Here is a 24,747-nt window from a genome sequence, read left to right on the forward strand (position 1 = left end):
TATGAATCGTTCTAATTCTTTTGCAGTATGTTTCTTAGCCAATCTAAAAAATACCCCCTCTAAAGTAGTTTACTTTTTTTAGTGTCTACTTTAGAGGGAGCATATCACAGTAACAAATATGTTACATTTCAAAAATTGAAGTATAATTGGAAGTTTGTTATTACTTAAGTATTTATCTTTCTTAATTGACTAGTATCGATACTACTCTTGAACTTAAAAAAATCGTATTGTAGTTTGATTAAGAATGGAGTGTTTTCGACTAGTAAAGATTACTAAAAGTGTTTCGGGTTAGTCGAAATTGTTAATAAAGCCGCGCATATTGAATTAGAATTGAATCGTGATAGCAAAAATAATGTAATATCAAAAGCAGATTTAAGAAAAAATTGCGACGTTCTTGGAGTAGAAGGAAAATACTTAAACGACTAGCATTAGTCGATAACTAAAACTAAAACGATGAATAATTAAATTAATGGAATTGCCCAAAAACTGTTTAAAAGATTGTTCATTACGTAATAACATCAGACGTCAGTGCGTATCGCTAGCGTCTCTTTATTTGGACTTATCAACTGCCCAGAAAACTGTTAAAATAGTGGAGAATAAGCAGTAGAAAGGAAATCGCCATGACTAGAAATTCTGTATGGATTCAACAAGAAATTGAGGGTGTGAAGCTATATGTTTATCGTTCCAATGTCAAAGATGCTACGACCATTTATTTTTTAGATGGAGATCAATTCGAAGAACCTTTTAATCATTGGATTCGTAAACATCAACCTGCACTCAATTTTGTACTCATCAATTCTGATAATCGAAAAGATGATTATACTCCTTGGCCACTACAAGCCACTGAAGCCTTGCCGATGGATTTCGGTGGAAAAGCTGCAGAACATCTTTCGTTTTTAGCAACACAAGTTATTCCATTTTGTGAGAGTGAATATGGTTTTACTTCAAGCACAGAAAAGAGAGTTATCGGGGGTTATTCGCTAGGTGGATTATTCAGTCTGTACGCAGCGGTGAACACTGATTTATTCGGAACTGCCCTCAGTTGTTCTTCGTCGCTGTGGTATCCGGATTTTCTAGACTATTTAAAAGCACATCCCTTTAAAGCCTCTCATCCAAAATTGTACATGAGTGTGGGCGATCAAGAAGGAACGACCTCTACGAATTTAACAGCAGCCCAAACTTGTAATACGATAGCATTAAAAGATTTTTATGAGCCGAAATTTCAAGCAGGTGATTTCAAGTTTACTTTGGAAGAGGGAAATCATGGAAATGATATCTCAGGACGTGCCTGGCGTGCTATTGAATGGGTAGAAGAGAATTGTAAATAATCAACAAAAAATCCACTGGTTAAACCAGTGGATTTTTTTCTAGCGGTGCCAAAGGGTCTCGAACCCCCGACCTAGCGTTTAGGAAACGCTTGCTCTATCCAACTGAGCTATGACACCCTGATACATTTATTGAACCACAGAACCCGCTATCTGTCCATACGAAGTTACTTAATCTTAAAATAAATGAGCAGTAGCAATCTTCATCATAGCAGCAGATTTAAATAATAAAAATAGACTATTTTTTGGTCTACTCAGAAGGTTTAGAAAAAACCGATTCTATGAAAAAAAGATGGAGTGCCTTGGGATTCTATGGTAGGAGTAAGAGCGAGAGGTAACTGATACGAATATGAGACTCTAGGAATTTATTCCGTAGAGACTCATTGAGGCTCAGTAGGTGAGAGACTTCGGCTCGAACCGGTACAGCTCTTATCCCTACCATGAAGATATCCCAAAGGGACGGAATCCAAAGACTTTCTTGATGAGTTGGTTTGTGATGAAAGGGTGTGGTTATAGTAGCCATATTAGGGAATCGCATTGAATGTGAATTAGCTGGAGTTTGGAATGTATTCCTTACTCCAGCTTTGAAGCTTCAAAGGTGCAAGACCAAGGCTTGCACCGGTGCCCTAATTTAGCAACTATAACAAAACACACCATTTCAAAAACAAACCAACGGTAAGCATAAAAAAACCACCAAAGAAAATCTTTGGCAGTTTCAAGTTCATTTATTTAGTTTGCTGACTGACGGCGTGAAGATTGCCAATGCGAGTACAGACGGAAGATTGAATCGACCGTAAAGATAGCAAGTGCAATCATCCCGGCAGTAATCATTGTTTGACCGAAGAAGAATTTTCCTTTTTCAACATCTCCTACAAAGAAGGCATATACGGTACGATACATGCCTGCACCAGGAACGAGTGGGAAAAATCCAGGGATAAAAAATACCGTTACGGGAGCTTTAAAATAGCGTGCTGCTAAGTGCGATAAAAACGCAATTGTAAGGCCGCTATAGTAAGTAGCTAGTTGTAATCCAGAACTGTCCAAGAAGAAGAGATATACAAACCAACCAATGCCTCCAATAATCGAAATATGAATGAGGAGACGTTTTGGAGCTTCAAAGACAATACAACTGAAGTAGACAGCGATGAGAGCACTAATCACTTGATAAATCATAAGGGGTTTGCACCTCCTGCTAACACGAGTCCTAAAGCAACAGCAATCGCGACGGAAAGAGCCGTCACAAACGCTTCAATTGCCCGAGCTGCTCCTGAGTTGTAGTCTCCGCGTAATGTATCGCGAATGGCATTTGTAATGGCGGTTCCAGGAACGGCCGGCATGATTAATCCTACAATGGAGATGCCGATTCGAGCATCCGGAACGAAATGTTTCTGAATCAAAATAATAATGACAATCGCTGGAATAATCGAGATGAGGTTCAACACGAATGTCCCTAATTTTAATTTCGGATCTAACTTATAAACAAATGGCATGATAATCGCTGCTACTGATGCAATGACGAGTTCAATTGGCGTTGCTCCAAATAGAGCAGCGTAGAACCCACACATCAGAATAAGGCCTAAGTCTTTTAACCACTGTGGATATTCGGATTCTTTTAAATCTTGTAATCGTTGATAAGCTGTATCGAGGTCAATTTCTTTTGTCACTAATTGACGAGAGATTGCGTTGACCTTATAAATTCGGTTCAAGTTCGTGTCGCGATTTGGAACACGGCGAATTTCTGTAATAGAATCGATGCAGTCATCATCGAGCGTTGCAAAGATTCCAGTCGCCATTGCGAAGGCTTCGCAAGTTTCAAAGTTTGAAGTGGAGAGAATATAGTTCATTGTTTCTTCCACGCGATACGATTCCGCATTGCATTCGAGCATGATTTGACCTGCCAGAATAGCGGTATCCATTAATTTTTTTGCATATGATCGCACAAAGCCTTCCTCCTTACTAAAATACTCTCTAAGTATAGCATACTAGCGGTGTTTTGCTAAGTAGAAATTTTTATAAAATGAAACTGTACTATTTTTAAATTGCAATCAGATTAGTACAGTTGTTTTTTTGATGATTGTTTTAACATTGTACTGTTTTTTTAAAAGTATTTAGTGTATTATTAAGATAACAAATTTTTGGAGGGATATCCGTGGAATTATTTGAAGAATTATCACTTAAAGTGAAAGGGAAAGACGTTAAAATCGTATTTCCAGAAGGAGATGAACCAAGAATTATTGGTGCAGCGGTTCGTTTATTAGCAGATGGACTTTGCAAACCAATCTTACTTGGAAACGTAGATGCCATTAACGAAGTAGCAGATGCTCGTGGATTTAACATTTCTCATTTAGAAATTATCGATCCAGAAACTTATGCAGACGATAAATATGCTGAAATGGTAGCAAGCTTTGTAGAACGTCGTAAAGGTAAAGTATCTGAAGAAGACGCTCAAAAATTATTACGTGACGTAACTTACTTCGGAACAATGATGGTATACATGGGATTAGCAGACGGATTAGTATCTGGTGCGGTTCACTCAACAGGGGACACAGTACGTCCAGCGTTACAAATCATCAAAACAAAACCAGGAGTATCTCGTACAAGTGGTGCGTTCATCATGATCAACAGCGACAAATCTAAGAAATACTTATTCTCAGACTGCGCAATCAACATCAACCCTAACGCACAAGAATTAGCTGAAATCGCAGTTGAATCTGCTAAAACAGCTGAATTATTCGGTATCGAACCAAACGTTGCAATGTTAAGTTTCTCAACAAAAGGTTCTGCTAAATCTGAAGAAGCATTAAAAGTAGCTGAAGCAACTAAAATCGCTCAAGAATTAGCTCCAAACTACAACATCGATGGAGAATTACAATTCGATGCTGCGTTCGTACCAAGCGTTGGTAAACAAAAAGCTCCAGACTCACCAGTAGCTGGACAAGCAACAGTATTCGTATTCCCAGAAATCCAATCAGGAAACATCGGATACAAAATTGCACAACGTTTCGGTAACTTCGAAGCAATCGGACCAATCTTACAAGGATTAAACAAACCAATCTCTGACTTATCACGTGGATGTAACGAAGAAGACGTCTACAAATTAGCAATCATTACTGCTAATCAGGCTTTAATGGAAAACTAAGGTGCGACAAAGTGCGCTCAAAAGCGATGACGGTTCGAACTTTGCCGTAAACGACTAGACTAGTCGTGCGGACAAAGTGAGAAAGGCTTGAGCTTTTGCACTTTGGAGCCCGATTTCAAGAGAAAGACAGAAGACAAAAAATGACTCGCAGTGCGAGTCATTTTTGCTTCGTAGTCTTTCCCCCACAGAGCTTATTAGATGTTCTCGAATCACGAGTGATGAAGAGAACGTCAATAAGCTACTGTGCGATGCGAGACTTCGCGATTTCTGCGATGGCGAACTCAACTACACGAAAACGACTCACAGTGTGAGTCGTTTTTCTATTTATACAGCCTTATTAGATGTTCTCGAATCACGAGTGATGAAGAGAACATCAATAAGCTACTGAGCGGTGTGAGAGCATAGTCGTGCGGATATTCTGGGAAGGAAAACTTCACAGTGCGAAGTTTCGGGCCTGTGAGCTCGAGTTCAACTACACAAAAACGACTCACTTGTGAGTCGTTTTTCTATTTATACAGCCTTATTAGACGTTATCGAATCACGAGTGATGAAAAGAACATCAATAAGATACTGCGCGGTACGAAGTTTTGAGCCTGCGATGGGAAAGTCAACCAAACTTTTGCAATTCTATTTGTCTCAAATTTTTTATCATTATAACGTATACATTATAATGATATTTTTCGTTTTTATTTTAAAACACCATGATACCAACGTTTATAAGAGTTTTTCCTTTTTTTAAGCAAAAAATTTTTTTCTGAGCAGATAAATTGCTTTAACGTTTAAGTGATGATAATCTAATTTCAATCCCAAGAGAGATGACGTCGCTTTCTTGCTCAAACCATTCACGAAAAGAGGAAAAGAATATGAAAAACATTTTATTTGTAGTAGGTAGCTTACGTAAAGGTAGCTTCAACCACCAAATGGCAGAAAAAGCAGAACGTATTTTAGAGGGAAAAGCAACTGTTACTTACTTAGATTACTCAAACCTTCCATTAATGAACCAAGACTTAGAAACTCCAGTATTACCTGAAGTACAAGCAGCTCGCGATGCATTTGGTAAAGCTGATGCAGTTTGGATCTTCTCACCAGCGTATAACTTCGCAATTCCTGGAACAGTGAAAAACTTATTAGACTGGATGAGCCGTGCCTTAGACTTATCAGATACACACGGGCCTTCAATTCTACAAGATAAAGTTGTAACGGTATCAGCAATGGCAAACGCAGGACATGAACCATTATTTGCAGCTTATAGTGCATTACTACCATTCATTCGTATGCAAGTAGTGGGTGAATTCACTGGTGCTAAAATTAACCCAGAAGCTTGGGGAACAGGCGTTGTGACTTTAGACGAAGAAGTAGTAGCAGGACTTGAAAAACAAGCAGAAGCATTATTAAATGCCTAATTAAAAACTAAAAAGGTAACTTTTAAAAGCAGTCTCTATAGGCACTGACCCCCGTAAATGAGAATTAAATAAAAACACCTCCAAGTTGGATTTGGTACAATATTATCAAATACGCATGGAGGTGTCTTTTTATGGTTAAAAATCGTGTTGCTTATTCAGCCGATATTAAAAATAAAGCCGTAGAAATGAAATTACAGGGATATAGTACAAAACAAGTAATGCAGGAGTTAAACATTAAAAACAAAACGCAAGTAGAAACATGGTTTAGATGGTATAAAAATGGAGAAACACATCGTTTCCACCAACAGGTGGGTAAACAATATTCTTATGAAAAAGGAATGGCTAAACTTTCTGAAATCGATCAATTAAAATTAGAATTACGAAGAAAAGAAGTTGAATTAGAAATATTAAAAAAATACAAGGAATTGGAAAGGAAGTGTCGCCTCAAGCAGTTGTAAAATTAGTAGAAGAATTGAAAGGTAAATATACAGTTCATTTAATCTGTTTTTGCCTTAATGTACCCATATCTACTTACTACCGATGGAAAAAGAAAGACTTTTCTCCAACCGTTATCGAGGAAACTATTGGTAAAATTTGTAAGAAAAACAAATTTATTTACGGGTACAGAAAGATTAAGCATTTGATTCAGAAGGAATTAAATCAGATTGTTAACCATAAGGTTGTGCAGCGGATTATGCAGAAAAATGGTTGGAATTGTGCCGTGAAAACGAAAAAAGCTATCAAAATAGGTAAACCTTTCTCAATTACTGGCAATACTCTGAATAGAGATTTTTCAGCGGATAAACCTATGCAAAAGTTGACTACTGATATCACATATTTACCTTTCGGCCCTAAACGATTATATTTGTCGTCGATTATGGATTTATACAACGGAGAAATACTAGCTTATACAATTGGTTCTAAACAAGATACTAAGTTTGTATTGGATACTTTAAATCAAATTGACTTACCTAAGGGTGTTCTACTACATAGTGATCAAGGCAGCGTTTATACTTCCGCCGAATACTACAATTTATGTAAAGAAAAAAACATTATCCGCAGTATGTCCCGTAAGGGGACACCCGCAGATAATGCGCCCATCGAAAGCTTCCATTCTTCCCTAAAGTGCGAAGCTTTCTACATAAAAGATGAAGTAATAACTTCATCTTCTATTGTAATTCAAATTGTAGAAAATTACATCAAATATTATAATGAAAATAGAATCCAACAAAAATTGGACTACCTGTCTCCGGTTGAATACCGGAGACGGTAGCCCTAGGGTGTTTTTATTAAATTCTCACTTTTTGGGGTCAGTCCCATAGATGGGGGCTGCTTTTTTGAACAATATGCGAACAGACATTTGCCCTAGACCTTCCTGTTATGCTAGAATTGTACTGATATAGACATAAAAAGGAGCATCATTCATGTATGAATATTTAAATGGAGAGTTAGCGCATATCTTACCAACAGCGATTGTTGTCGATGTGTATGGCGTAGGCTATCAAGTGGTTTTTGCAAACCCATACCGCCTACAAGATTCTCTGAAGAAGCAAATTAAAGTGTTAGTACAACAAGTCGTTCGTGAGGATTCCATTACTTTATATGGATTTATTTCAAGCGAAGAACGCGAATTATTCCAACGTTTAATTAGCGTTTCTGGTATCGGTCCAAAGAGTGCGATGAGTATTTTAGCAAATGACGATACAGAAGGTTTTGTGAATGCTGTAGAAAGTGGGAATGTCACTTATTTAACAAAATTCCCTGGTGTTGGAAAGAAAACCGCACAACAAATTATTTTAGACTTGAAAGGGAAGTTTGAAGCTGTCCCAGAAGAAACGACTAAAGCAGTTGTTTCAACAAACCAAGCAACTCTTGAAGAAGCAAAAGAAGCACTCCTTGGTCTTGGGTATTCTGCAAAAGAAATTACAAAGATTTGGAAGTCGCTGGAAGCTGCTGCTCCAAGTACGACGCAAGAGGCATTAAAAGTGGCCTTTAAACTATTGATGAAATAATGGAGGATTATCGTGGAGGAAGAACGTTTTATTGACCAAAACCCGCTTGACGAAGGGGAAGTACAAGACGAATTATCATTGCGTCCACAGACGTTACAACAGTATATCGGTCAACAAAAAGTAAAAGAAGAACTTGCTATCTATATTCAAGCGGCGCGTAGTCGTTCAGAAGCCTTGGATCACGTATTACTATATGGACCTCCAGGACTTGGAAAAACGACACTTGCGATGGTGATTGCCAACGAATTAGAAGTTGGCATTAAGACGACGAGTGGCCCTGCGATTGAACGCCCAGGGGACTTAGTGGCTCTCTTAAACGACTTGGAAGCCGGAGATGTTTTATTTATCGATGAGATTCACCGCTTGCCACGTGTCGTGGAAGAGATGTTGTATTCTGCGATGGAAGATTTCTTCGTTGATATCGTAGTGGGTCAAGGGCCAACTGCGCATCCAGTACATTTTCCATTACCACCGTTCACGTTAATTGGGGCGACGACTCGTGCAGGGGCTCTTTCTGCACCGCTTCGTGACCGTTTTGGCATTGTGGAGCATATGGAGTATTACGATGAGGCTTCACTTTCTGAGATTGTAAAACGTAGTGCGAATGTCTTTGATAGTGAAATTAAAGATGAGGCCGCTCTTGAGATTGCGCTTCGCTCGCGTGGAACACCACGTATTGCCAATCGTATCTTGAAACGTGTACGTGATTTTTCTCAAGTATACGAAGAAGGCATGATTTCAAAAGAAATTACGCAGCAAGCGTTAAAGGTCTTGCGTGTGGACGCTAAAGGGCTAGACCATATTGACCGTAAATTGTTGACGGCGATGATTGATTTATACGATGGTGGCCCAGTTGGACTAGGTGCCATTGCGGCAAATATTTCAGAAGATGCTGAGACTATTGAAGATATGTATGAACCGTATTTATTGCAAATTGGATTTTTAAAACGGACATCACGCGGTCGTGTGGTGACGCCTGAAGGATATGCTCACTTAGGGCGCTTATATCCTTTATCGTAAGAAAGGAACTAAAAATGAACTATACAACAAAAGATTTTGACTTCGATTTACCCGAGGAATTAATCGCGCAAACCCCATTGAAAGACCGTACGTCTTCACGTTTATTAGTGGTGAATAAAACAACACATACCATTGAAGATAAACATTTTTCTGACCTTTTAGAAGAATTGGAAGAAGGGGATACACTTGTTGTCAATAACACGCGTGTATTGCCAGCACGTCTTTATGGAACGAAAGAAGAAACAGGAGCTCATATTGAAGTCCTCCTATTAACAAATACGGAAGGCGACAAGTGGGAAACGCTTGTGAAACCTGCTAAACGTATGAAAGTGGGTAGTGTGGTTTCGTTTGGAGACGGTCGACTTAAAGCAACAGTTGTCGAAGAATTAGACCAAGGTGGACGTATCATCGAGTTTTCATACGAAGGAGTATTCCTAGAAGTGTTGGAATCTCTTGGTGAAATGCCATTGCCACCATATATCAAAGAACGTTTAGAAGATAAAGAACGTTATCAAACAGTGTATGCTAAAGAGAATGGATCTGCAGCAGCTCCAACAGCTGGATTGCACTTCACAGAAGAGTTAATGCAACAAATCCGTGACAAGGGTGTCAATATTGTGCCAGTCACATTGCACGTTGGTCTTGGAACGTTTAGACCTGTTTCTGTGGATTCACTAGAAGACCACAAGATGCATTCAGAGTATTATAATGTGTCAAAAGAAACTGCGGATATGATCGAAGCGACAAAGAAAGCTGGCAAACGTGTCATTGCCGTTGGTACGACTTCGATTCGTACGCTAGAGACGGTTGCTAGAGACAACGACGGGCATGTGGTGCCTGCGAGTGGGTGGACGGATATTTTCATTTCTCCTGGGTATGAATTCCGTGTGGTTGATGCGTTTGTAACGAATTTCCACTTGCCAAAATCAACGCTAGTAATGCTTGTCAGTGCTTATCTTGGACGTGAATTCACGCTAGAAGCGTATCAGCACGCTATCGAAGAACGTTACCGCTTCTTTAGTTTTGGCGACGCAATGTTTGTGCATAAATAAAGGGAAAAGACCTTCGGTCTAACTACGAACCATAGGGATATCTTCATGGTAGAGATAATAGCTGTATTGGATTGAGCCTTTTGTCTCAATCCTACCGAGCTTCAAACTGACTCTAGGAAATAAATTTCCAGAGTCAGTAATTCACATCGGTTACTAATCGCTATTACTTCTACCATAGAATCCCTATGGTTCTTCGTTTGCCCGCGGTCTTTTGTGCTATTTATACAGAACATCGCTAAAAGAAGAGGAATGTTTTTAGTATGTGCTTATAAAATAAAAAAACAGAAGTTAAGTTTTAAAGCTTAACTTCTGTTTTCTTTTGATTTCATAAATACGTGTTGGATGATAAAGATAGCTGCAGTTACGAGCACTCCTACGATTACAGCGCTCTGCACGTTGTAAGGTGTTTGAGAAAGTGCACTTCCTAAATAATAAGTCACTTGGCTAAGTATCAATCCCCATACGATGGTAACAATATATTTCACGGACAACCCTTCTTTCATTTCCCATTATAGTACAAGCAAGATTCTTTTGACAATAGATGGGCCAAAAAACTTTCCAAATGGGAGCGTGAAAGGGGAAGATATGCTATAATAAGACGACTAATACGAGAGGAGGAGACCTATGCCGTTTACAACATTACAAGTATTCAGTAGCTATTCATTACTCAAGAGTACGATTCGTTTAAATGAGTATGTAGAAACTGGAAAATTATTAGGTTATAAACAATTGGCCTTAACAGATGATGGTGTGTTGCACGGAGCAGTGGAGTTTTATGAGCTATGTATTCAAAATGGAATCCAACCGATTCTAGGGTGTACATTCGAGGCTGCATGGAAGAGTGATGCTTCTAGAAAAGAAATGCTTGTCGTCTATGCCAAAGGTGCGAAGGGGTACGAATCCCTCCTGAAACTTTCGACCCTTTATCAACAAGGGCTTACTTGGACAAAGGAGATGACTGAGTGGATAGCAACTCATAGCGAGGATGTGAAAATCGTTCTTCCTCCAATGGACAGTGAGTGGGTTGCTGCGCATTCTAAGGGTAAACTCGAATCAGTTCTTCGTGCTGTGAAGGAAGAATTTCCTGGTGTCGAAATTGCTGTAGGGATTACTCGTGAAATGGTTGAACGCGGTGAGTTCGACAAGATGCGTGCAGGAATTGAAGATGCTGGAGTAGTGCCAGTTGCTTTTAGTGTCGCTCGTTATTTAAATACTACTGATTATTTCTCATGGAAAGTATTACAAGCGATTCGACTAGGAGAAACGCTCTCGTTTACACAAGAAGATGCAACAGGAAGCGAATCCTTGCCAGAAGCAACTTCGATGACGAAGGTGTTCCAAGCGGCAGCAGATGGAGTCCTTCTTTCTAACTTAGAACACTTTACAAAAGAGTTAGTGGTGGAAATTCCTCTAAGAGATACCATGCTTCCTAAATTCCCAGTACCAGGTGGGAAGACGAGTGCACAGTTTCTTTATGAATTATGTGAAGCTGCGATGCTTGAAATTGGGGTAACGACGCCTATTTATGTGAACCGTCTCAAAGAAGAGTTAGCTGTTATTCATGAAATGGGATTTGATGATTACTTCCTTATCGTTTGGGATATTATGCGTCATGCACGTGAACAAGGTATTCAAACGGGTGCTGGTCGTGGATCTGCGGCAGGATCTCTTGTTGCGTATCTCTTGCATATTACAGGCGTTGATCCGATTCGTTATCACTTGCTATTTGAGCGTTTCTTAAACCGTGAGCGTTATACGATGCCCGATATTGACTTGGATTTCCCGGATGATAAGCGCGAAGATATTTTAGCCTATATCGTGTCGAAATACGGCAATCAGAATGTAGCGCAGATTGTGACATTCGGTACGCTTGGGGCGAAACAAGTGATTCGCGATGTATGTAAAGTCTTTGGTGAAAACATCATTACGGTTCAGAAGTTTTCAAACAATATCGCTCAGGGGAAAGTAACACTAGAGCAGACCTATAAAGAAAATAAGGCGTTTAGAGAACATGTAGAAAGTAGTGAACGTAATCGTAAGCTCTATCAAGTGGCGAAATCTCTTGAAGGACTTCCACGTCATTCATCTGTCCATGCGGCCGGAGTCGTGTTATCACAAGACGTGCTAACAAAGAACGTTCCTTTAATGAAACGAGATAAAGGATATTCGACTGCTCTACAAGAATCCGATTGGATGCTTACGCAGTATGCGATGCAAGCTGTTGAAAAAGTCGGACTTCTAAAAATGGACTTGCTAGGGTTGAGTAACCTGACATTACTGCATAAGGCGATTCAACAAACGCAAAAGGTTACGAAAAAGGCATTGGATATTACGAAGATTCCTTTAGACGATCCTCGTACATTTGAACTCTTCCAAAAAGCACAAACGAATGGCATCTTCCAATTCGAGTCAGACGGGATTCGTCGTGTGTTGAAAGACATGAAACCAACAGTCTTTGAAGATTTAGTAGCAGTTCTTGCACTTTATCGTCCAGGCCCAATGGAGCAAATTTCACACTTTATCAATCGTAAAAAAGGAACGGAAATTGTTCAGTATCCTCATGCATCTCTTCAAAAGATTCTTGAACCAACATACGGTATCTTGGTTTACCAAGAACAAGTTATGCAGGCGGCTAGTGAAATGGCTGGATTCTCACTTGGGGAAGCGGATATTTTACGGCGTGCCATCGGGAAGAAGAATAGTGATGCGATTGCTGCGCAAAAAGAGAAGTTTGTTCAAGGAGCACTTACAAAAGGGTATAAACAAGAAGATGCCGAGACGGTATATGATTATATTGAAAAGTTTGCCAACTATGGATTTAACAAATCTCACGCGGTGGCTTATGCGATGTTGTCTTATCAATTAGCGTACTTAAAGGCAAATTATCCAACGGCATTCTTTACGGCATTGTTCCAAAACGCTAGTGCGAAATCAGCGAAGTTACAAGATTATCTTGTTGAAGCGCGTCAATTAGGAATTAAGATTCTCGCGCCAAGTATCAATCGTAGTTTTGCAGACTTTGTGTCAGACGATAGTGGAGTCGTTGTTGGGCTCAATAACATCAAAGGAATTCGACGAGACTTTGTAGAAAGTATCGTGAAGAACCGTTATGAGTATGGTTCGTTCAAAGGTTTCCAAGATTTTGCTTACCGTATGGGAGCTCAATATACGAAAGAACCCCTTTTAATGGCATTGATTAATGCTGGAGCCTTTGATGAATTTGGTGAAACAAGAGCAACGCTGAAGGCTAACGTCGACGCTGTTGTCAAAAGCGTGAAGTTCCATGGATTGAATTTATCGCTGGAAGATGACTTAGAAGTGGCGTTCACACATGTGGAGGAAGAACCACTCCTAAAACGAATTGAAGAAGAAATCGAAGTGCTTGGATTTTCAGTTTCTCCGCATCCATCCTCTAAATACGACTCTCTTGTGAAGAGTGGATGGATTACTCCGATTCAAACCGTCTTTGAAGAAGGATATATGAGATTCATCGGCATGATTGTGGACATTCGTAAAATCTCTACTCGTAAAGGCGAGCAGATGGCGTATGTCACACTTCAAGATGCGTCTGGAATGATGGATGTTGTCGTCTTTCCGTCCACGCTTGCAGAAGTCTTTCAACACCTTCAACAAAACACGATGATTCTAGCGGAAGGCCGTGTGAAGAGAGGACAAAAAGGTCAATGGCAACTGCAGTTAAACCGCATGTATCCAATGAGTTTTGCCGATAAGCTACTTGAAGATTCAGCCAAAAGATTGCAAATCGCGATTCGTCCGGACAAACATACTCCTGAAGTGTATGCTGAGATTAAGCAGTTGGTGACTAAATATAAAGGGGTGACACCTGTTGAAATATTCCTCGTGAATAGTAAAACACTCGTAAAGAATTCTTTTGCAAACGGTGTGAACCTTGAGTCGAAACTAATCCCGAGTCTTGTCGACATTTTAGATAAAGAATGTATAAAAATTGTAAAATGAAAAAGTTTATGAAAATGAAAGACATTTGTAAAAAAAAGTGATAAAATAAGAACAAATGGGCTAGTTCCAGTAAAAATAAATCTAAGAGGTGAATCTTTGTGAAACGCATTGCTGTTTTAACAAGTGGAGGAGATGCTCCAGGAATGAATGCCGCTGTACGTGCGATTGTACGTAAAGGTATTTATGAAGGTTTTGAAGTCTACGGGATTAACTATGGATATGCCGGTTTAGTAGCTGGTGATATTCGTAAATTAAATCCATCAGACGTGAGCGATATGATTGGTCGTGGGGGTACATTCTTGTATTCTGCACGTTATCCTGAATTCGCAAATCGCGAAGGACAAGAAAAGGGTATCGAACAATTAAAGAAATTCGGAATTGAAGGGCTTGTTGTTATCGGTGGTGACGGAAGCTATCAAGGTGCCGTTGCTTTAACAAAACTTGGTTTCCCAACAGTTGGGGTTCCAGGAACAATCGATAATGATATTCCAGGTACGGAATATACAATTGGTTTTGATACTGCCATCAATACTGTATTAGAAGCGCTAGACCGTCTTCGTGATACTGCGACATCACATGTTCGTACGTTTATCGTTGAAGTTATGGGTCGTCGTGCTGGAGATATTGCACTTTGGACAGGGGTTGCCAGTGGTGCAGAACAAATCTTAATTCCAGAACAAGGTTTCGATTTAGAAACTGTCGCTAAAGAAATCAAACAAGGCCGCTTGAACGGTAAGAAACATACTTTAATTATTCTTGCTGAAGGCGTAATGTCTGGTGACGAACTTGCTAAGAAGTTACGTGAATACGATAGTGATTTCCACACTCGTGTTACAGTACTAGGACACGTACAACGTGGTGGGGCTCCAAGTGCTCGTGACCGTGTTCTTGCAAGCCGTATGGGTGCTAAAGCAATCGATTTATTAAAAGAAGATATCGGTGGCGTGTGCGTCGGCGTTAAAGCTGAAGAAATTATCTACAGCGATATCGTTGAAACATTAGCAAACGGCAAACATTTACCTAACTTAGAGTTGTATCAACTAAATAAAGAAATTTCATTCTAAAACTAAAGGAGTCAACAGAAAATGAAAAGAACTAAAATCGTATGTACTATTGGACCTGCTAGTGAAGCGCCAGAAAAATTAGCAGCATTAGCAGAAGCAGGGATGAACGTTGCACGTTTAAATTTCTCACATGGTGACCATGAAGAACATTTAGCACGTATCAATACAATCAAAAAAATCCGTAAAGAAACAGGACGCGTTATCGCGATTCTTTTAGATACAAAAGGACCAGAAATCCGTACACATAATATGGAAAATGGTGCGATTGAATTCCACACTGGTGATGTTGTTCGTATTTCAATGACTGAAGTTTTAGGAACAAAAGAAAAATTCTCTATTACTTACCCAGAATTAATCAACGATGTTAAACCTGGATCAATTATCTTAGTAGATGATGGTTTAGTAGGGTTAGCAGTTACTAAAGTAGACCACGCAAATGGCGAAATCGTCTGCGTAGTAAACAACAGTGGTGTTGTTAAAAACAAAAAAGGAATTAACGTTCCTGGCGTTAAAACAAAATTACCTGGTATCACTGAAAAAGACCGTGCAGATATTATCTTCGGTATTGAAAATGATATCGACTTTATCGCAGCAAGTTTCGTTCGTCGTGCTTCAGACGTTCAAGAAATTCGCGATTTATTAAAAGAACATAACGCAACTCACATCCAAATTATTCCAAAAATCGAAAACCAAGAAGGTATCGACAACATTGACGAAATCTTAGCGTTATCTGATGGTTTAATGGTTGCTCGTGGAGACATGGGTGTTGAAATCGCTGCGGAAGAAGTTCCAATCGTTCAAAAAATGTTAATCAAGAAATGTAACACATTAGGTAAACCAGTTATTACTGCTACTCAAATGTTAGATTCAATGCAACGTAACCCACGTCCTACACGTGCGGAAGTTGGTGACGTAGCGAACGCTATCTTCGATGGTACAGATGCAGTTATGTTATCTGGTGAGTCTGCAGCAGGGGATTACCCAGTTGAAGCTGTTCGTACAATGGCTAACATCTGTGTTCGTACAGAACAAGAAATCCGTGTACGTGACAAATTCAAATTAAAAGCATTCGATGAAACTGATGTAGCAGAAGCTATCGGTCGTTCAGTAGCCCATACAGCTAAAAACTTAAAAGTGAAAACAATCGTTGCTGCAACTGAATCAGGACATACTCCAAAAATGATTTCTAAATTCCGTCCTGACGCAACAATCTTAGGTGTGACTTCTTCTGAACGTCAACAACGTGCATTGGCGTTAATCTGGGGTGTGAAACCAGTAATCGTTGAACGCGCACATTCTACAGATGAAATGTTCGAAATCTGTATGCAAGCCGTTCGCGAAAACCACAATGCTCAAGAAGGCGATTTAGTAATCATCACTGCTGGTGTACCTTTAGGAATTAAAGGAACAACAAACATGATGAAAGTTGCTCGCGTATAATTCATTTAAATCATAATAAAAAGCTTGAACAAACCGTAAAAAGTTGTTCAAGCTTTTTTGTTATATGGAACCATTTGATAAAATATAGAGAAATCGGTAGAAATACAAGGAGTTAAATGACTGAAAGCCCTATTTTGTGTTAAAATAAAAGGACAAATGTAGAAGAAGGAGGTTTGTTATGACAAGTGAATTATCGACCGTTGTTCAAGCCATTATCACGGATGAAAATGAAAAGTACTTTTTCGTTCAAAAGAGTGGAGAAACATTCCGTCTAAAAAAAGACGACGCTACCGAATCACTAAAGATTGGTGATATAGTGACAGGATTCTTATATGAGAATTCTTCCCGTAAAAAAGTCTTTACGCTCCGCATTCCTGAAGTAACAAATGAAAGTTATGGATGGGCAAGCGTAACACAAGTCAGAAAAGACTTAGGCGTATTCGTGGATATTGGTTTAGAAGATAAAGATATGGTAGTTTCATTGGATGAACTTCCAAGTATGAAAGAGTTATGGCCAAAGAAAAATAATCGTTTATATGTAACGTTAATTAAAGATAAAAAGGACCGCACATGGGCAACGATGGGAGACGGTCAAGCATTAAATGAAAAAGTTGTTCGTGGTCATAAAGGATTATTGAATAAAGATTTAACAGGAACAGTGACACAAGTAAAACTTGTGGGGACAACGATTTTCACACCAGAAGGGTATAAATTATTCTTGCATCCTTCAGAACGACTGTATGAACCAACGCTTGGGGAAGAAATTACCGTTCGTGTGATTGGTCTTCGTCCTGATGGGGTACTGAATGTATCAATGCGTCCACGTGCTCACGAAGCTATTGGAGACGATGCAGAGATGATTGTAGCGATGCTGAAAAATCGTCCAACGCATACACTTCCTTATTGGGATAAAACAGATCCAAAAACGATTAAAGAGATTTTTGGAATTAGTAAAGGGCAATTCAAACGTGCCATTGGTAATTTATTAAAAGCAAAACGAATTACACAAGAAGAAGGATTTATCCATCTGATTGAAGAATAATGAGTGGAGGCGAGTCGCTTGTCATCTATTTCTATTGAAGGGATTCAAAAGAAATTACAAGAAGAAGGTTTTAAACTGACCCTGCAAAGACAGGCAACAGTTGAAATCCTTCTAGAACATCTGAATGAACTCCTGACAGCCGAAGAAATCTACATGTTCGTAAAGCAAAAGTATCCGGATATTGGATTAGCTACTGTGTATCGAACATTAGAAATTTTAACCGACTTAGGAATCATTTCTAGAAATCTGTTTGATGATGGCATTGGTCGTTATCATCTAAAACAAACCGTTAATCGTCACTTTGCACATCATCTCTTATGTGTGAAATGCGGACAGATTCAAGAAGTTGAAGAAGATTTGCTCGTTGATGTTGAACAAAAAGTATTAGAGCAATTCCAATTTCAAGTGCTCGATCATCGTCTGACTTTCCATGGAATTTGTAAAAATTGCCAGCAAAAGGAAGGGTAGAAGATGAAAGAAATACACTACTTCCTGGATAGTATTACCGTTCAAGGTCTATCCGATAATACCGTTCAAAGTTATAAACGGGACTTGGAAAAGTTTTCTCAGTTTTTAGAAGAACAAAAGGTGACACGTCTTCAAGATGTGGATCATACAACGATGGTACTGTTTCTTCAGAAATTGAAAAAAGATGAATATGCAGTAAGTTCAACAAGCCGCATGATTAGCTGCTTGAAGAAGTTCTTCCAGTTTCTCGTGCAAGAGCGCATGATAGAAAAAGACCCGACGCAACAAATTCATCCGCCAAAACCGAAGAAGCAGTTGCCAAAAGCGCTCAGTATCGATGAGGTCAATCGATTGTTGGAGGTACCAGATACCTCAACGGTTCTAGGCTTAAGAGATAAGGCGATGCTCGAACTCTTATATGCAACTGGGATGCGTGTGAGCGAACTGATTAGCATTGAACTCAGTGATTTGCATTTGGAACTTGGATTCCTACAAACGATTGGGAAAGGGAATAAACAACGCATTATCCCAATCGGACAAGAAGCAACCAACTGGATTCAAAACTATTTAGAGTATGCAAGGCCTGCTCTAGAAGACGAGAAGAAGTTATCGAATATCTTGTTCTTGAATCACAGAGGCGGTCCGTTTACGCGTCAAGGTTTCTGGAAGAATTTAAAGAAAATCGTTCAGACGGCCATGATTACAAAGGAAGTGAGCCCGCATACATTGCGCCATTCCTTTGCAACCCATATATTAGAAGCGGGTGCCGACCTTCGAATTGTTCAGGAATTGCTTGGACATTCAGATATTAGTACGACACAAATTTATACACATATTACAAACGAACGAATGAAGGAAATTTACAAACAAGCACATCCTCGTTCGTAATAAAGAAAATGGAGATGGAAACTATGAAATTTAAAAGAATACATGTCATTGTAATGGACTCTGTAGGGATTGGAGAAGCACCAGATGCTGCAAAATTTGATGATGCAGGTTCACATACTTTAGGTCATATTTCAGAAACTGTGGGCTTAAATGTGCCAAATATGCAACGTTATGGTTTAGGAAATATCGCTCCTTTAAAAACAGTTCCACCAGTAGAACATCCAGAAGGAAGCTATACTAAATTGGAAGAAGTTTCTGTTGGTAAAGATACAATGACAGGTCACTGGGAATTAATGGGATTAAATATTAAAACTCCTTTCCGTGTATTCCCTGATGGTTTCCCACAAGAATTGTTAGACCGTATTTCTGAGTTCTCAGGAAGAGGTATCGTATGTAACTTACCATACAGTGGTACAGCGGTTATTGATGACTACGGTAAACACCAAATGGAAACAGGCGATTTAATCGTTTATACTTCTGCTGATCCTGTAATGCAAATTGCAGCTCACGAAGACATTATTCCGCTAGAAGAGTTATACCGTATTTGCGAATACGCTCGTGAAATTACAAAAGACGATCCATACATGATTGGTCGTATTATCGCTCGTCCTTATGTGGGGGAACCAGGCAACTTCCAAAGAACTTCAAACCGTCATGACTATGCCTTAAGTCCATTTGGTGAAACAACATTAGACTTCTTGAAGAAAGATGGATTTGATGTAATTGCAATCGGTAAAATTAACGACATCTTCAACGGACAAGGAATTACGGAATTCGTTCGTACAAAAGACAATATGGATGGCGTAGATAAACTAGTAGAAGTATTGAAGAAAGACTTCACTGGTATGAGTTTCTTAAACTTAGTAGACTTCGATGCGGTTTATGGTCACCGTCGTAATACAAAAGGATACGGCGAAGCATTAGAAGCGTTTGATGCTCGTATTCCAGAAATCGTAGAAAATATGCAAGAAGATGATTTATTAATTATTACTGCTGACCACGGAAACGACCCAACATTTAAAGGGACAGACCACACTCGTGAGTACATTCCAGTGTTAGCAATTAGCAAATCATTAAAACACCCAACACACTTACCACAAGGACACTTCAGCGATATCGCAGAAACCATCAGTGAAAACTTTGGTGTACCATCAACTGGTAACGGAAAAAGCTTCTTAAAAGAATTAAACTAATACAGAAAGAGGGCACAACATGAGCAAATACGAACAATTAGTCGAAACAAAAACGTTTTTACAAGAAAAAGGCATTGGTCATATTGATTTCGGAATGATTTTAGGCTCTGGTCTTGGAGAACTTGCTGGAGAAGTAAAGAATCCATTAATCTTTGACTATAAAGATATTCCAAACTTCCCAGTGTCAACAGTAGTCGGTCATGCTGGCCGTCTTGTATATGGTGAATTAGAAGAAAAACATGTTCTAATCATGGATGGACGTTTCCACTACTATGAAGGTTACGATATGGAAACAGTAACGTTCCCAATTCGTTTAATGAAACTATTAGACGTTGAAACGATTATCGTTACAAACTCTGCAGGTGGAGCAAACCCAACATTTGAACCAGGAGACTTAATGATTATTACAGATCAAATTAACTACACTGGGACAAACCCATTAATCGGAGCAAACGACGACCGCTTTGGACCTCGTTTCCCTGATATGAGCCACGCGTACCACGAATACGGACAAGAAGTGGTTCGTAAAGCAGCGAAAGAATTAAACATCAATATTAGAGAAGGTGTATACATGGGATACTCTGGACCAACTTATGAAACACCAGCAGAAATCCGCTTCACGCAAGCAATTGGTGGAGACGCTGTAGGGATGTCAACAGTTCCTGAAGTGATTGTGGCAAACCACGCTGGTATCAAAGTGATTGGGATTTCATGTATCACAAACTTAGCTGCAGGAATGCAAGCAAACTTAAATCACGAAGAAGTGGTAGAAACAACACAACGCGTTAAAGAAGTGTTCAAATCATTGGTTCGTAAAGTTCTTGTTTTATATTAAGAGACGAACCTCGAGGAGGAATGAATTTGTTAGTACCTTATTCAGCAACGAATAAAAAGATTGCAATGGGATTGCTTTCGTATATCCCAGAATTCAAGGACTTTAAACGATTGCAAGAGGAAATTGAAGAAATCGCGACAAATCCATCCATCAAATGCTGGCTCTGGAAAGAGTCAGAAAGCGATAATTTTATCGGATTGATTGGCGGAGAAAGTACAACAGACACAATTGTGATTAAATACTTATCGATTTCACCTTCGTTTCGTGGGGAAAATAAAACATTCCAAATGTTAGAAGATTTAACAAAGATGGAAGATAAAGTATTAAGCGGAACGATTGAAACAAGCGTCATTCTCGCAAAATGGAATAAACATCGTGTAAGTGAGGGGCCATGGAAGATTTAACGATTAAAGTAGCTGAATATGAAGGACCGATGGACGTCCTCTTGCATCTGATTCGTGAGATGAAAATCGATATTTACGATATTCCGATGAATGAATTAACGAAGCAATATTTGAACTTCATTCATTCCATGAAAACTTTGGAGTTGGAAGTGGCAGCTGAATATTTAGTAATGGCATCAACATTATTAGAGATTAAGGCAAGAATGCTTCTTCCAAAACCAAAACTGGAAGAGTTGGATGAAGACGGGGAGCCAATCGTGGAAGATCCTCGTGACCAGCTTGTTCAACAGTTGTTGGAATATCAACAAATTAAAGAAAATGCCAAAAAGCTTGAGGAGCTTTCTTTCCTAAGGGGATTACACTTTGGTAAAGAAGCGAGTGACTTGTCTTCTATGCAAGAGATTATCCCTTTAAAAGAAGGAGAAGTGACGACTCAAGATTTATGGAATGCGTTAAAGAAATTAGCGCGTAAGAATATTGCGAAAATGCCGCTTAAGGCTAATATTCAACATGAAACGCATACGGTTGAAGAATTAATGGATTCGATTATTTCAAAAATTGAACATACAGATAAGAAACAAGTTCCGTTTGAGGAATGTTTCCCAGCGTTCAACAGGCATGCGATTACAACGACATTCTTAGCGATGTTACAGCTCGTTCGGGAACATCGTGTCCGTTTTATTCAAAGTTCTCCATACGAGGATATTTTGATTGAGAAAAGACAAGAAAAGGAGAAAGAGAGTGACTAATTATATTTCAGTACTAGAAGGCTTACTATTTGTTGCTGGAGATGATGGAATTTCATTAGAAGAAGCAAGCTATATTTTAGAACTTGAAAGAAGTGCAGTTCGTCAATTACTAGATGAATTAAAGAAACGCTTAGAGGATGAAAATAGTGGATTAGAGCTTCTTTTGACGGCTTCTCATTATAAACTCGTGACAAAAGCAAGTTTAAAATCCTATATCGAAAAATATGCAGTTTCTCCATATTCTTCCCAATTGTCTCAAGCGTCCCTAGAAACGTTAGCGATTATTGCGTATAAGCAACCTGTCACACGTGTGGATATTGAGTCGATTCGTGGCGTTCAAAGTAGTGGTTCGATTCAAAAATTATTACTACGTGATTTAATCGAAGAGGCTGGAAGACTAGAAACGCCTGGTCGTCCGAAACTGTATAAGACAACAGCTTACTTCATGGATTACTTTGGATTAGAATCGCTGGATGCATTGCCAGATGCCTCAGATTTATTCGATTTAGATTCGGAAGAAGCAAACCAATTATTTAGAGATAATCATGATTTATTTGAAGAGCTTGAAATGCGCTCTAAAGAACATCATGAAGTAGAAGAAGAGAAAGAGTAGGTTTTTTTGTGGAAAGATTACAAAAAGTAATGGCGCACGCTGGTGTGGCATCCCGCAGAAAATGTGAGGCATTTATTCAAGAAGGCCGTGTGAAGGTCAATGGTGAAGTCGTAAGAGAACTCGGCTTTAAAGTAGGTGCCAATGATAAAATTGAGGTAGACAGTATTCCGATTTACAAAGAAGAACCTGTGTACTTCATGTTTTATAAACCAAAAGGCGTGCTTTCAAGTGCCAGTGACGATAAAGGAAGAACCGTTGTGACGGACTATTTTAAAGATGTGGAACAACGCGTGTATCCAGTGGGACGTTTGGACTACGATACGACAGGACTTCTTTTATTAACGAATGACGGTGAGTTTTCAAACTTAATGACGCATCCAAAGCATCACGTAGAGAAGAAATATATCGCCAAAGTTAAAGGAATTCCAACGCCAAGACAAATGCGTCAATTGGAACGTGGAATTGTCTTAGATGGCAAGAAAACGTCAAATGCTAGAGCTCAAATTTTATCAGTGGATACCGATAAAGGAACAGGAATTGTCGCTTTAACGATTCACGAAGGATGGAACCATCAAGTGAAGCGTATGTTTGAGGCTGTAGAGTTACCTGTTATGAAATTAAAACGTGAAGAGTTCGGATTTTTAACGTTGGAAAACTTACGCCCTGGAGATTATCGTGAATTGCGCTCATTTGAAGTACAGAAACTGAGAAAACTCGCGTTAGACGAAGAAAAATAGAGACCATTAGGGAGTAATGTAAAAGGAAAAACGGACTCATATTAGTTGAGTCCGTTTTGTTTATTTATTCTTCAGTAAAGGGACTATTTTTTCGTTTAATGGCACCTGTTGGACAGGCTGTATAAGCATCTTTAAACTTTTCTAGCGTATCTTCTGGTAGTGGAACTGTTCCGGTATTGTTGTCTTGTTTTACAAAGGCAATCCCTTCAGCATCGTACTCGAAGATTTCAGGAGCACGTAGTTGGCAGATGCCACATGCGATGCAAGACTCGCAATCAACTTTTGTATAAATTTTTGAAAGAGAGGATTTTTTATCCATGAGTCAGTACTCCTTTTATCAAATTTGGATATTACATGCAATCAAGTCGTATGGTGTGGTTCCGTTAAATCGATTATATCGTATTTTAACGGGAAATCGTACCATGTCGACTTTAATTGGCGTGACAGAAGATAAAACTGAAGTGTTTTTTGCGAGTTTACCTCATTTAAAAGAAGAGTACTTTCATCAGTTAGTAGATGGATTCTTCCGTGAAGGAATGGTTAGCGAAAATGAATCAGGATTAGTACTCCTTAAAGAGATTCCAGAATTTTCGCTTGTGACAAACGGAAGTCATCCTGTCAATTACTTGATGCATCCATATTCGTTTGTGCAATTACGGGATGTGACAAGACTTTGGATTGAATGGATTAGTTATCACCGCTATGAAGAAACAAGCTATCGTCCTCTGATTCAAAATGCATGGTTACAGCAATTGTTCAAACGATGGTATAAAGAAGAAAAAGAGACGATTACTCCAGCTTGGTTTACTAGTGTTGTGAATGAATTCCAGGCATGGGCTGATAAACAGGATGAATCTGTGAAAGGACATTGGGTAGGGCTTTTTAATGGCGCTAAGTCGACAGCAGCTCTAGAAGATGAGCTCGTTTCGTTATGGGAGTTTACCACGGTTGAAGACTGTGAACCTCTTTCAAGATTAGTCTTTATGAAATGGGTGAGTGATGTCTTTGAGGAGCCTGAAAATTCTCCAATCACTTATGGATGGTTTTCTAAAATGTTTGAATGGATTTCTCATGAAACGAGTTCCGTTCAAGAAACCGTTCGTCTATTTGAAAAAGGATTAAAACGAACGGAGATTGCACGTCTACGTAAACTCAAAGAAAGCACGATTAACGATCATCTCTTAAAGCATTTATTACTTACAAAAGATGCGTTTTATAAACGTGTAGAGGAAACGAAGGCTGCCGTGGCGTACAAAGAACTTTTCGAAAACGAGCAGTATCCAAAATATAAAGAGGCTAAAGACCAGTTTGAAGCAGAAGGGAAAAAACTAGATTTCTTCTTATTCAGATACTATCAAATCAAGGCCTTAAAGGAGCGTGAATGA

23 protein-coding genes, 1 tRNA gene and 1 pseudogene are annotated in these 24,747 nt (G+C 39.1%); 20 read left to right on the plus strand and 5 right to left on the minus strand.

The genetic code is table 11. The features are described 5' to 3' along the window. Window positions 1–620: 620 nt before the first annotated feature. Window positions 621–1,328, plus strand: coding sequence for an alpha/beta hydrolase (locus tag O3793_RS00005; protein ID WP_371444651.1), 708 nt, complete (start codon window positions 621–623; stop codon window positions 1,326–1,328). Window positions 1,329–1,371: 43 nt separating this feature from the next. Here the strand turns inward: O3793_RS00005 and O3793_RS00010 are convergent. The 3 genes from O3793_RS00010 to O3793_RS00020 form a co-directional block, all read right to left on the minus strand. Next, window positions 1,372–1,445: transfer RNA gene (locus tag O3793_RS00010), tRNA-Arg, on the minus strand. Window positions 1,446–2,054: 609 nt separating this feature from the next. Beyond that, window positions 2,055–2,498, minus strand: coding sequence for a threonine/serine exporter family protein (locus O3793_RS00015; RefSeq protein ID WP_005605748.1), 444 nt, complete (start codon window positions 2,496–2,498; stop codon window positions 2,055–2,057). Beyond that, window positions 2,495–3,265 carry a threonine/serine exporter ThrE family protein gene (locus tag O3793_RS00020; RefSeq protein WP_049554443.1) on the minus strand — a complete coding sequence of 257 codons (771 nt, stop codon included), beginning with the start codon at window positions 3,263–3,265 and terminating at the stop codon, window positions 2,495–2,497. The genes O3793_RS00015 and O3793_RS00020 overlap by 4 nt, the downstream gene beginning before the upstream one ends. A gap of 209 nt (window positions 3,266–3,474) precedes the next feature. Between O3793_RS00020 and pta the strand changes: the two genes are divergently transcribed. From pta to queA, 6 genes are all read left to right on the plus strand, one after another. Beyond that, complete coding sequence (gene pta / locus O3793_RS00025; protein ID WP_371444652.1) at window positions 3,475–4,464, plus strand: phosphate acetyltransferase; 990 nt, start codon at window positions 3,475–3,477, stop codon at window positions 4,462–4,464. 863 nt (window positions 4,465–5,327) lie between these two features. Continuing rightward, window positions 5,328–5,867 (plus strand): NADPH-dependent FMN reductase, encoded by a 540-nt coding sequence (locus tag O3793_RS00030; RefSeq protein WP_175814680.1) that lies wholly within the window; start codon window positions 5,328–5,330, stop codon window positions 5,865–5,867. A gap of 131 nt (window positions 5,868–5,998) precedes the next feature. Next, window positions 5,999–7,140, plus strand: a protein-coding gene (locus tag O3793_RS00035) for an IS3 family transposase (protein WP_175814681.1) whose coding sequence is annotated in 2 segments (ribosomal slippage) — window positions 5,999–6,284 and window positions 6,284–7,140 — 1,143 coding nt in all. Because the reading frame shifts where the segments join, the coding sequence is not laid out codon by codon here. A gap of 151 nt (window positions 7,141–7,291) precedes the next feature. Continuing rightward, window positions 7,292–7,879: a Holliday junction branch migration protein RuvA gene (gene ruvA, locus O3793_RS00040; RefSeq protein ID WP_371444654.1), complete on the plus strand. Its 588-nt coding sequence runs from the start codon at window positions 7,292–7,294 to the stop codon at window positions 7,877–7,879. Between the two features lie 12 nt (window positions 7,880–7,891). Next, window positions 7,892–8,899 carry a Holliday junction branch migration DNA helicase RuvB gene (gene ruvB / locus O3793_RS00045; protein WP_371444656.1) on the plus strand — a complete coding sequence of 336 codons (1,008 nt, stop codon included), beginning with the start codon at window positions 7,892–7,894 and terminating at the stop codon, window positions 8,897–8,899. Between the two features lie 14 nt (window positions 8,900–8,913). Then, window positions 8,914–9,951: a tRNA preQ1(34) S-adenosylmethionine ribosyltransferase-isomerase QueA gene (gene queA, locus O3793_RS00050; RefSeq protein ID WP_371444658.1), complete on the plus strand. Its 1,038-nt coding sequence runs from the start codon at window positions 8,914–8,916 to the stop codon at window positions 9,949–9,951. Window positions 9,952–10,253: 302 nt separating this feature from the next. On the opposite strand, the gene O3793_RS00055 is transcribed toward queA, so the two are convergent. Beyond that, complete coding sequence (locus O3793_RS00055; RefSeq protein ID WP_175814690.1) at window positions 10,254–10,436, minus strand: YjzD family protein; 183 nt, start codon at window positions 10,434–10,436, stop codon at window positions 10,254–10,256. A gap of 139 nt (window positions 10,437–10,575) precedes the next feature. Between O3793_RS00055 and O3793_RS00060 the strand changes: the two genes are divergently transcribed. The 12 genes and pseudogenes from O3793_RS00060 to O3793_RS00115 all read left to right on the plus strand — a co-directional run bounded on the left by O3793_RS00060 (window position 10,576) and on the right by O3793_RS00115 (window position 23,362). Continuing rightward, window positions 10,576–13,929, plus strand: a complete 3,354-nt coding sequence (locus O3793_RS00060; protein WP_371444660.1) for a DNA polymerase III subunit alpha — start codon at window positions 10,576–10,578, stop codon at window positions 13,927–13,929. Between the two features lie 98 nt (window positions 13,930–14,027). Beyond that, window positions 14,028–14,993, plus strand: a complete 966-nt coding sequence (pfkA, locus tag O3793_RS00065; RefSeq protein WP_371444661.1) for a 6-phosphofructokinase — start codon at window positions 14,028–14,030, stop codon at window positions 14,991–14,993. Window positions 14,994–15,014: 21 nt separating this feature from the next. After that, window positions 15,015–16,430 (plus strand): annotated as a pseudogene (gene pyk, locus O3793_RS00070) (pyruvate kinase); the annotation flags it as partial. 181 nt (window positions 16,431–16,611) lie between these two features. Continuing rightward, the gene (locus tag O3793_RS00075; RefSeq protein WP_175814698.1) at window positions 16,612–17,475 is read left to right on the plus strand and encodes a S1-like domain-containing RNA-binding protein; all 864 of its coding nucleotides are present in this window, start codon (window positions 16,612–16,614) and stop codon (window positions 17,473–17,475) included. Window positions 17,476–17,493: 18 nt separating this feature from the next. Continuing rightward, complete coding sequence (locus tag O3793_RS00080; protein ID WP_208451441.1) at window positions 17,494–17,943, plus strand: Fur family transcriptional regulator; 450 nt, start codon at window positions 17,494–17,496, stop codon at window positions 17,941–17,943. Between the two features lie 3 nt (window positions 17,944–17,946). Further along, complete coding sequence (xerD, locus tag O3793_RS00085) at window positions 17,947–18,831, plus strand: site-specific tyrosine recombinase XerD (RefSeq protein ID WP_371444664.1); 885 nt, start codon at window positions 17,947–17,949, stop codon at window positions 18,829–18,831. Between the two features lie 23 nt (window positions 18,832–18,854). Then, on the plus strand, window positions 18,855–20,024 hold the full coding sequence (deoB, locus tag O3793_RS00090; protein ID WP_371444666.1) for a phosphopentomutase: 1,170 nt from the start codon (window positions 18,855–18,857) through the stop codon (window positions 20,022–20,024). A 19-nt stretch (window positions 20,025–20,043) separates the two neighbouring features. Continuing rightward, window positions 20,044–20,859, plus strand: a complete 816-nt coding sequence (locus tag O3793_RS00095) for a purine-nucleoside phosphorylase (RefSeq protein ID WP_371444668.1) — start codon at window positions 20,044–20,046, stop codon at window positions 20,857–20,859. A gap of 20 nt (window positions 20,860–20,879) precedes the next feature. Then, window positions 20,880–21,263 (plus strand): reductase, encoded by a 384-nt coding sequence (locus tag O3793_RS00100; protein ID WP_371444669.1) that lies wholly within the window; start codon window positions 20,880–20,882, stop codon window positions 21,261–21,263. Next, a complete protein-coding gene (locus O3793_RS00105; RefSeq protein ID WP_005605721.1) occupies window positions 21,251–22,012 on the plus strand; it encodes a ScpA family protein in 762 nt (253 codons plus the stop codon). Before O3793_RS00100 ends, O3793_RS00105 begins: the two co-directional genes overlap by 13 nt. Further along, window positions 22,005–22,625: an SMC-Scp complex subunit ScpB gene (gene scpB / locus O3793_RS00110; RefSeq protein ID WP_371444672.1), complete on the plus strand. Its 621-nt coding sequence runs from the start codon at window positions 22,005–22,007 to the stop codon at window positions 22,623–22,625. Before O3793_RS00105 ends, scpB begins: the two co-directional genes overlap by 8 nt. A gap of 8 nt (window positions 22,626–22,633) precedes the next feature. After that, window positions 22,634–23,362 carry a pseudouridine synthase gene (locus tag O3793_RS00115; protein ID WP_371444674.1) on the plus strand — a complete coding sequence of 243 codons (729 nt, stop codon included), beginning with the start codon at window positions 22,634–22,636 and terminating at the stop codon, window positions 23,360–23,362. A gap of 64 nt (window positions 23,363–23,426) precedes the next feature. Here the strand turns inward: O3793_RS00115 and O3793_RS00120 are convergent, their stop codons facing one another. Next, window positions 23,427–23,681, minus strand: a complete 255-nt coding sequence (locus tag O3793_RS00120) for a ferredoxin (RefSeq protein ID WP_371444676.1) — start codon at window positions 23,679–23,681, stop codon at window positions 23,427–23,429. On the opposite strand from O3793_RS00120, the gene O3793_RS00125 reads away from it, so the two are divergent. Continuing rightward, a complete protein-coding gene (locus O3793_RS00125; protein WP_175814706.1) occupies window positions 23,680–24,747 on the plus strand; it encodes a helix-turn-helix domain-containing protein in 1,068 nt (355 codons plus the stop codon). The two genes, O3793_RS00120 and O3793_RS00125, sit on opposite strands and share 2 nt — an antisense overlap.

The organism is Granulicatella sp. 20925_1_28 (assembly GCF_041433575.1).
In the GTDB taxonomy this organism is placed as follows: Bacteria; Bacillota; Bacilli; order Lactobacillales; family Aerococcaceae; genus Granulicatella.

Excerpts from the sequence above, each read along its gene's own strand:
- O3793_RS00005 (WP_371444651.1), top strand. The coding sequence starts at position 621 with ATGACTAGAAATTCTGTATGGATTCAACAAGAAATTGAGGGTGTGAAG.
- O3793_RS00015 (WP_005605748.1), bottom strand. The coding sequence starts at position 2,498 with ATGATTTATCAAGTGATTAGTGCTCTCATCGCTGTCTACTTCAGTTGT.
- O3793_RS00030 (WP_175814680.1), top strand. The coding sequence starts at position 5,328 with ATGAAAAACATTTTATTTGTAGTAGGTAGCTTACGTAAAGGTAGCTTC.
- ruvA (WP_371444654.1), top strand. The coding sequence starts at position 7,292 with ATGTATGAATATTTAAATGGAGAGTTAGCGCATATCTTACCAACAGCG.
- queA (WP_371444658.1), top strand. The coding sequence starts at position 8,914 with ATGAACTATACAACAAAAGATTTTGACTTCGATTTACCCGAGGAATTA.
- O3793_RS00060 (WP_371444660.1), top strand. The coding sequence starts at position 10,576 with ATGCCGTTTACAACATTACAAGTATTCAGTAGCTATTCATTACTCAAG.
- O3793_RS00075 (WP_175814698.1), top strand. The coding sequence starts at position 16,612 with ATGACAAGTGAATTATCGACCGTTGTTCAAGCCATTATCACGGATGAA.
- xerD (WP_371444664.1), top strand. The coding sequence starts at position 17,947 with ATGAAAGAAATACACTACTTCCTGGATAGTATTACCGTTCAAGGTCTA.
- deoB (WP_371444666.1), top strand. The coding sequence starts at position 18,855 with ATGAAATTTAAAAGAATACATGTCATTGTAATGGACTCTGTAGGGATT.
- O3793_RS00095 (WP_371444668.1), top strand. The coding sequence starts at position 20,044 with ATGAGCAAATACGAACAATTAGTCGAAACAAAAACGTTTTTACAAGAA.
- O3793_RS00100 (WP_371444669.1), top strand. The coding sequence starts at position 20,880 with ATGAATTTGTTAGTACCTTATTCAGCAACGAATAAAAAGATTGCAATG.
- O3793_RS00105 (WP_005605721.1), top strand. The coding sequence starts at position 21,251 with ATGGAAGATTTAACGATTAAAGTAGCTGAATATGAAGGACCGATGGAC.
- O3793_RS00125 (WP_175814706.1), top strand. The coding sequence starts at position 23,680 with ATGAGTCAGTACTCCTTTTATCAAATTTGGATATTACATGCAATCAAG.
- O3793_RS00120 (WP_371444676.1), bottom strand. The coding sequence starts at position 23,681 with ATGGATAAAAAATCCTCTCTTTCAAAAATTTATACAAAAGTTGATTGC.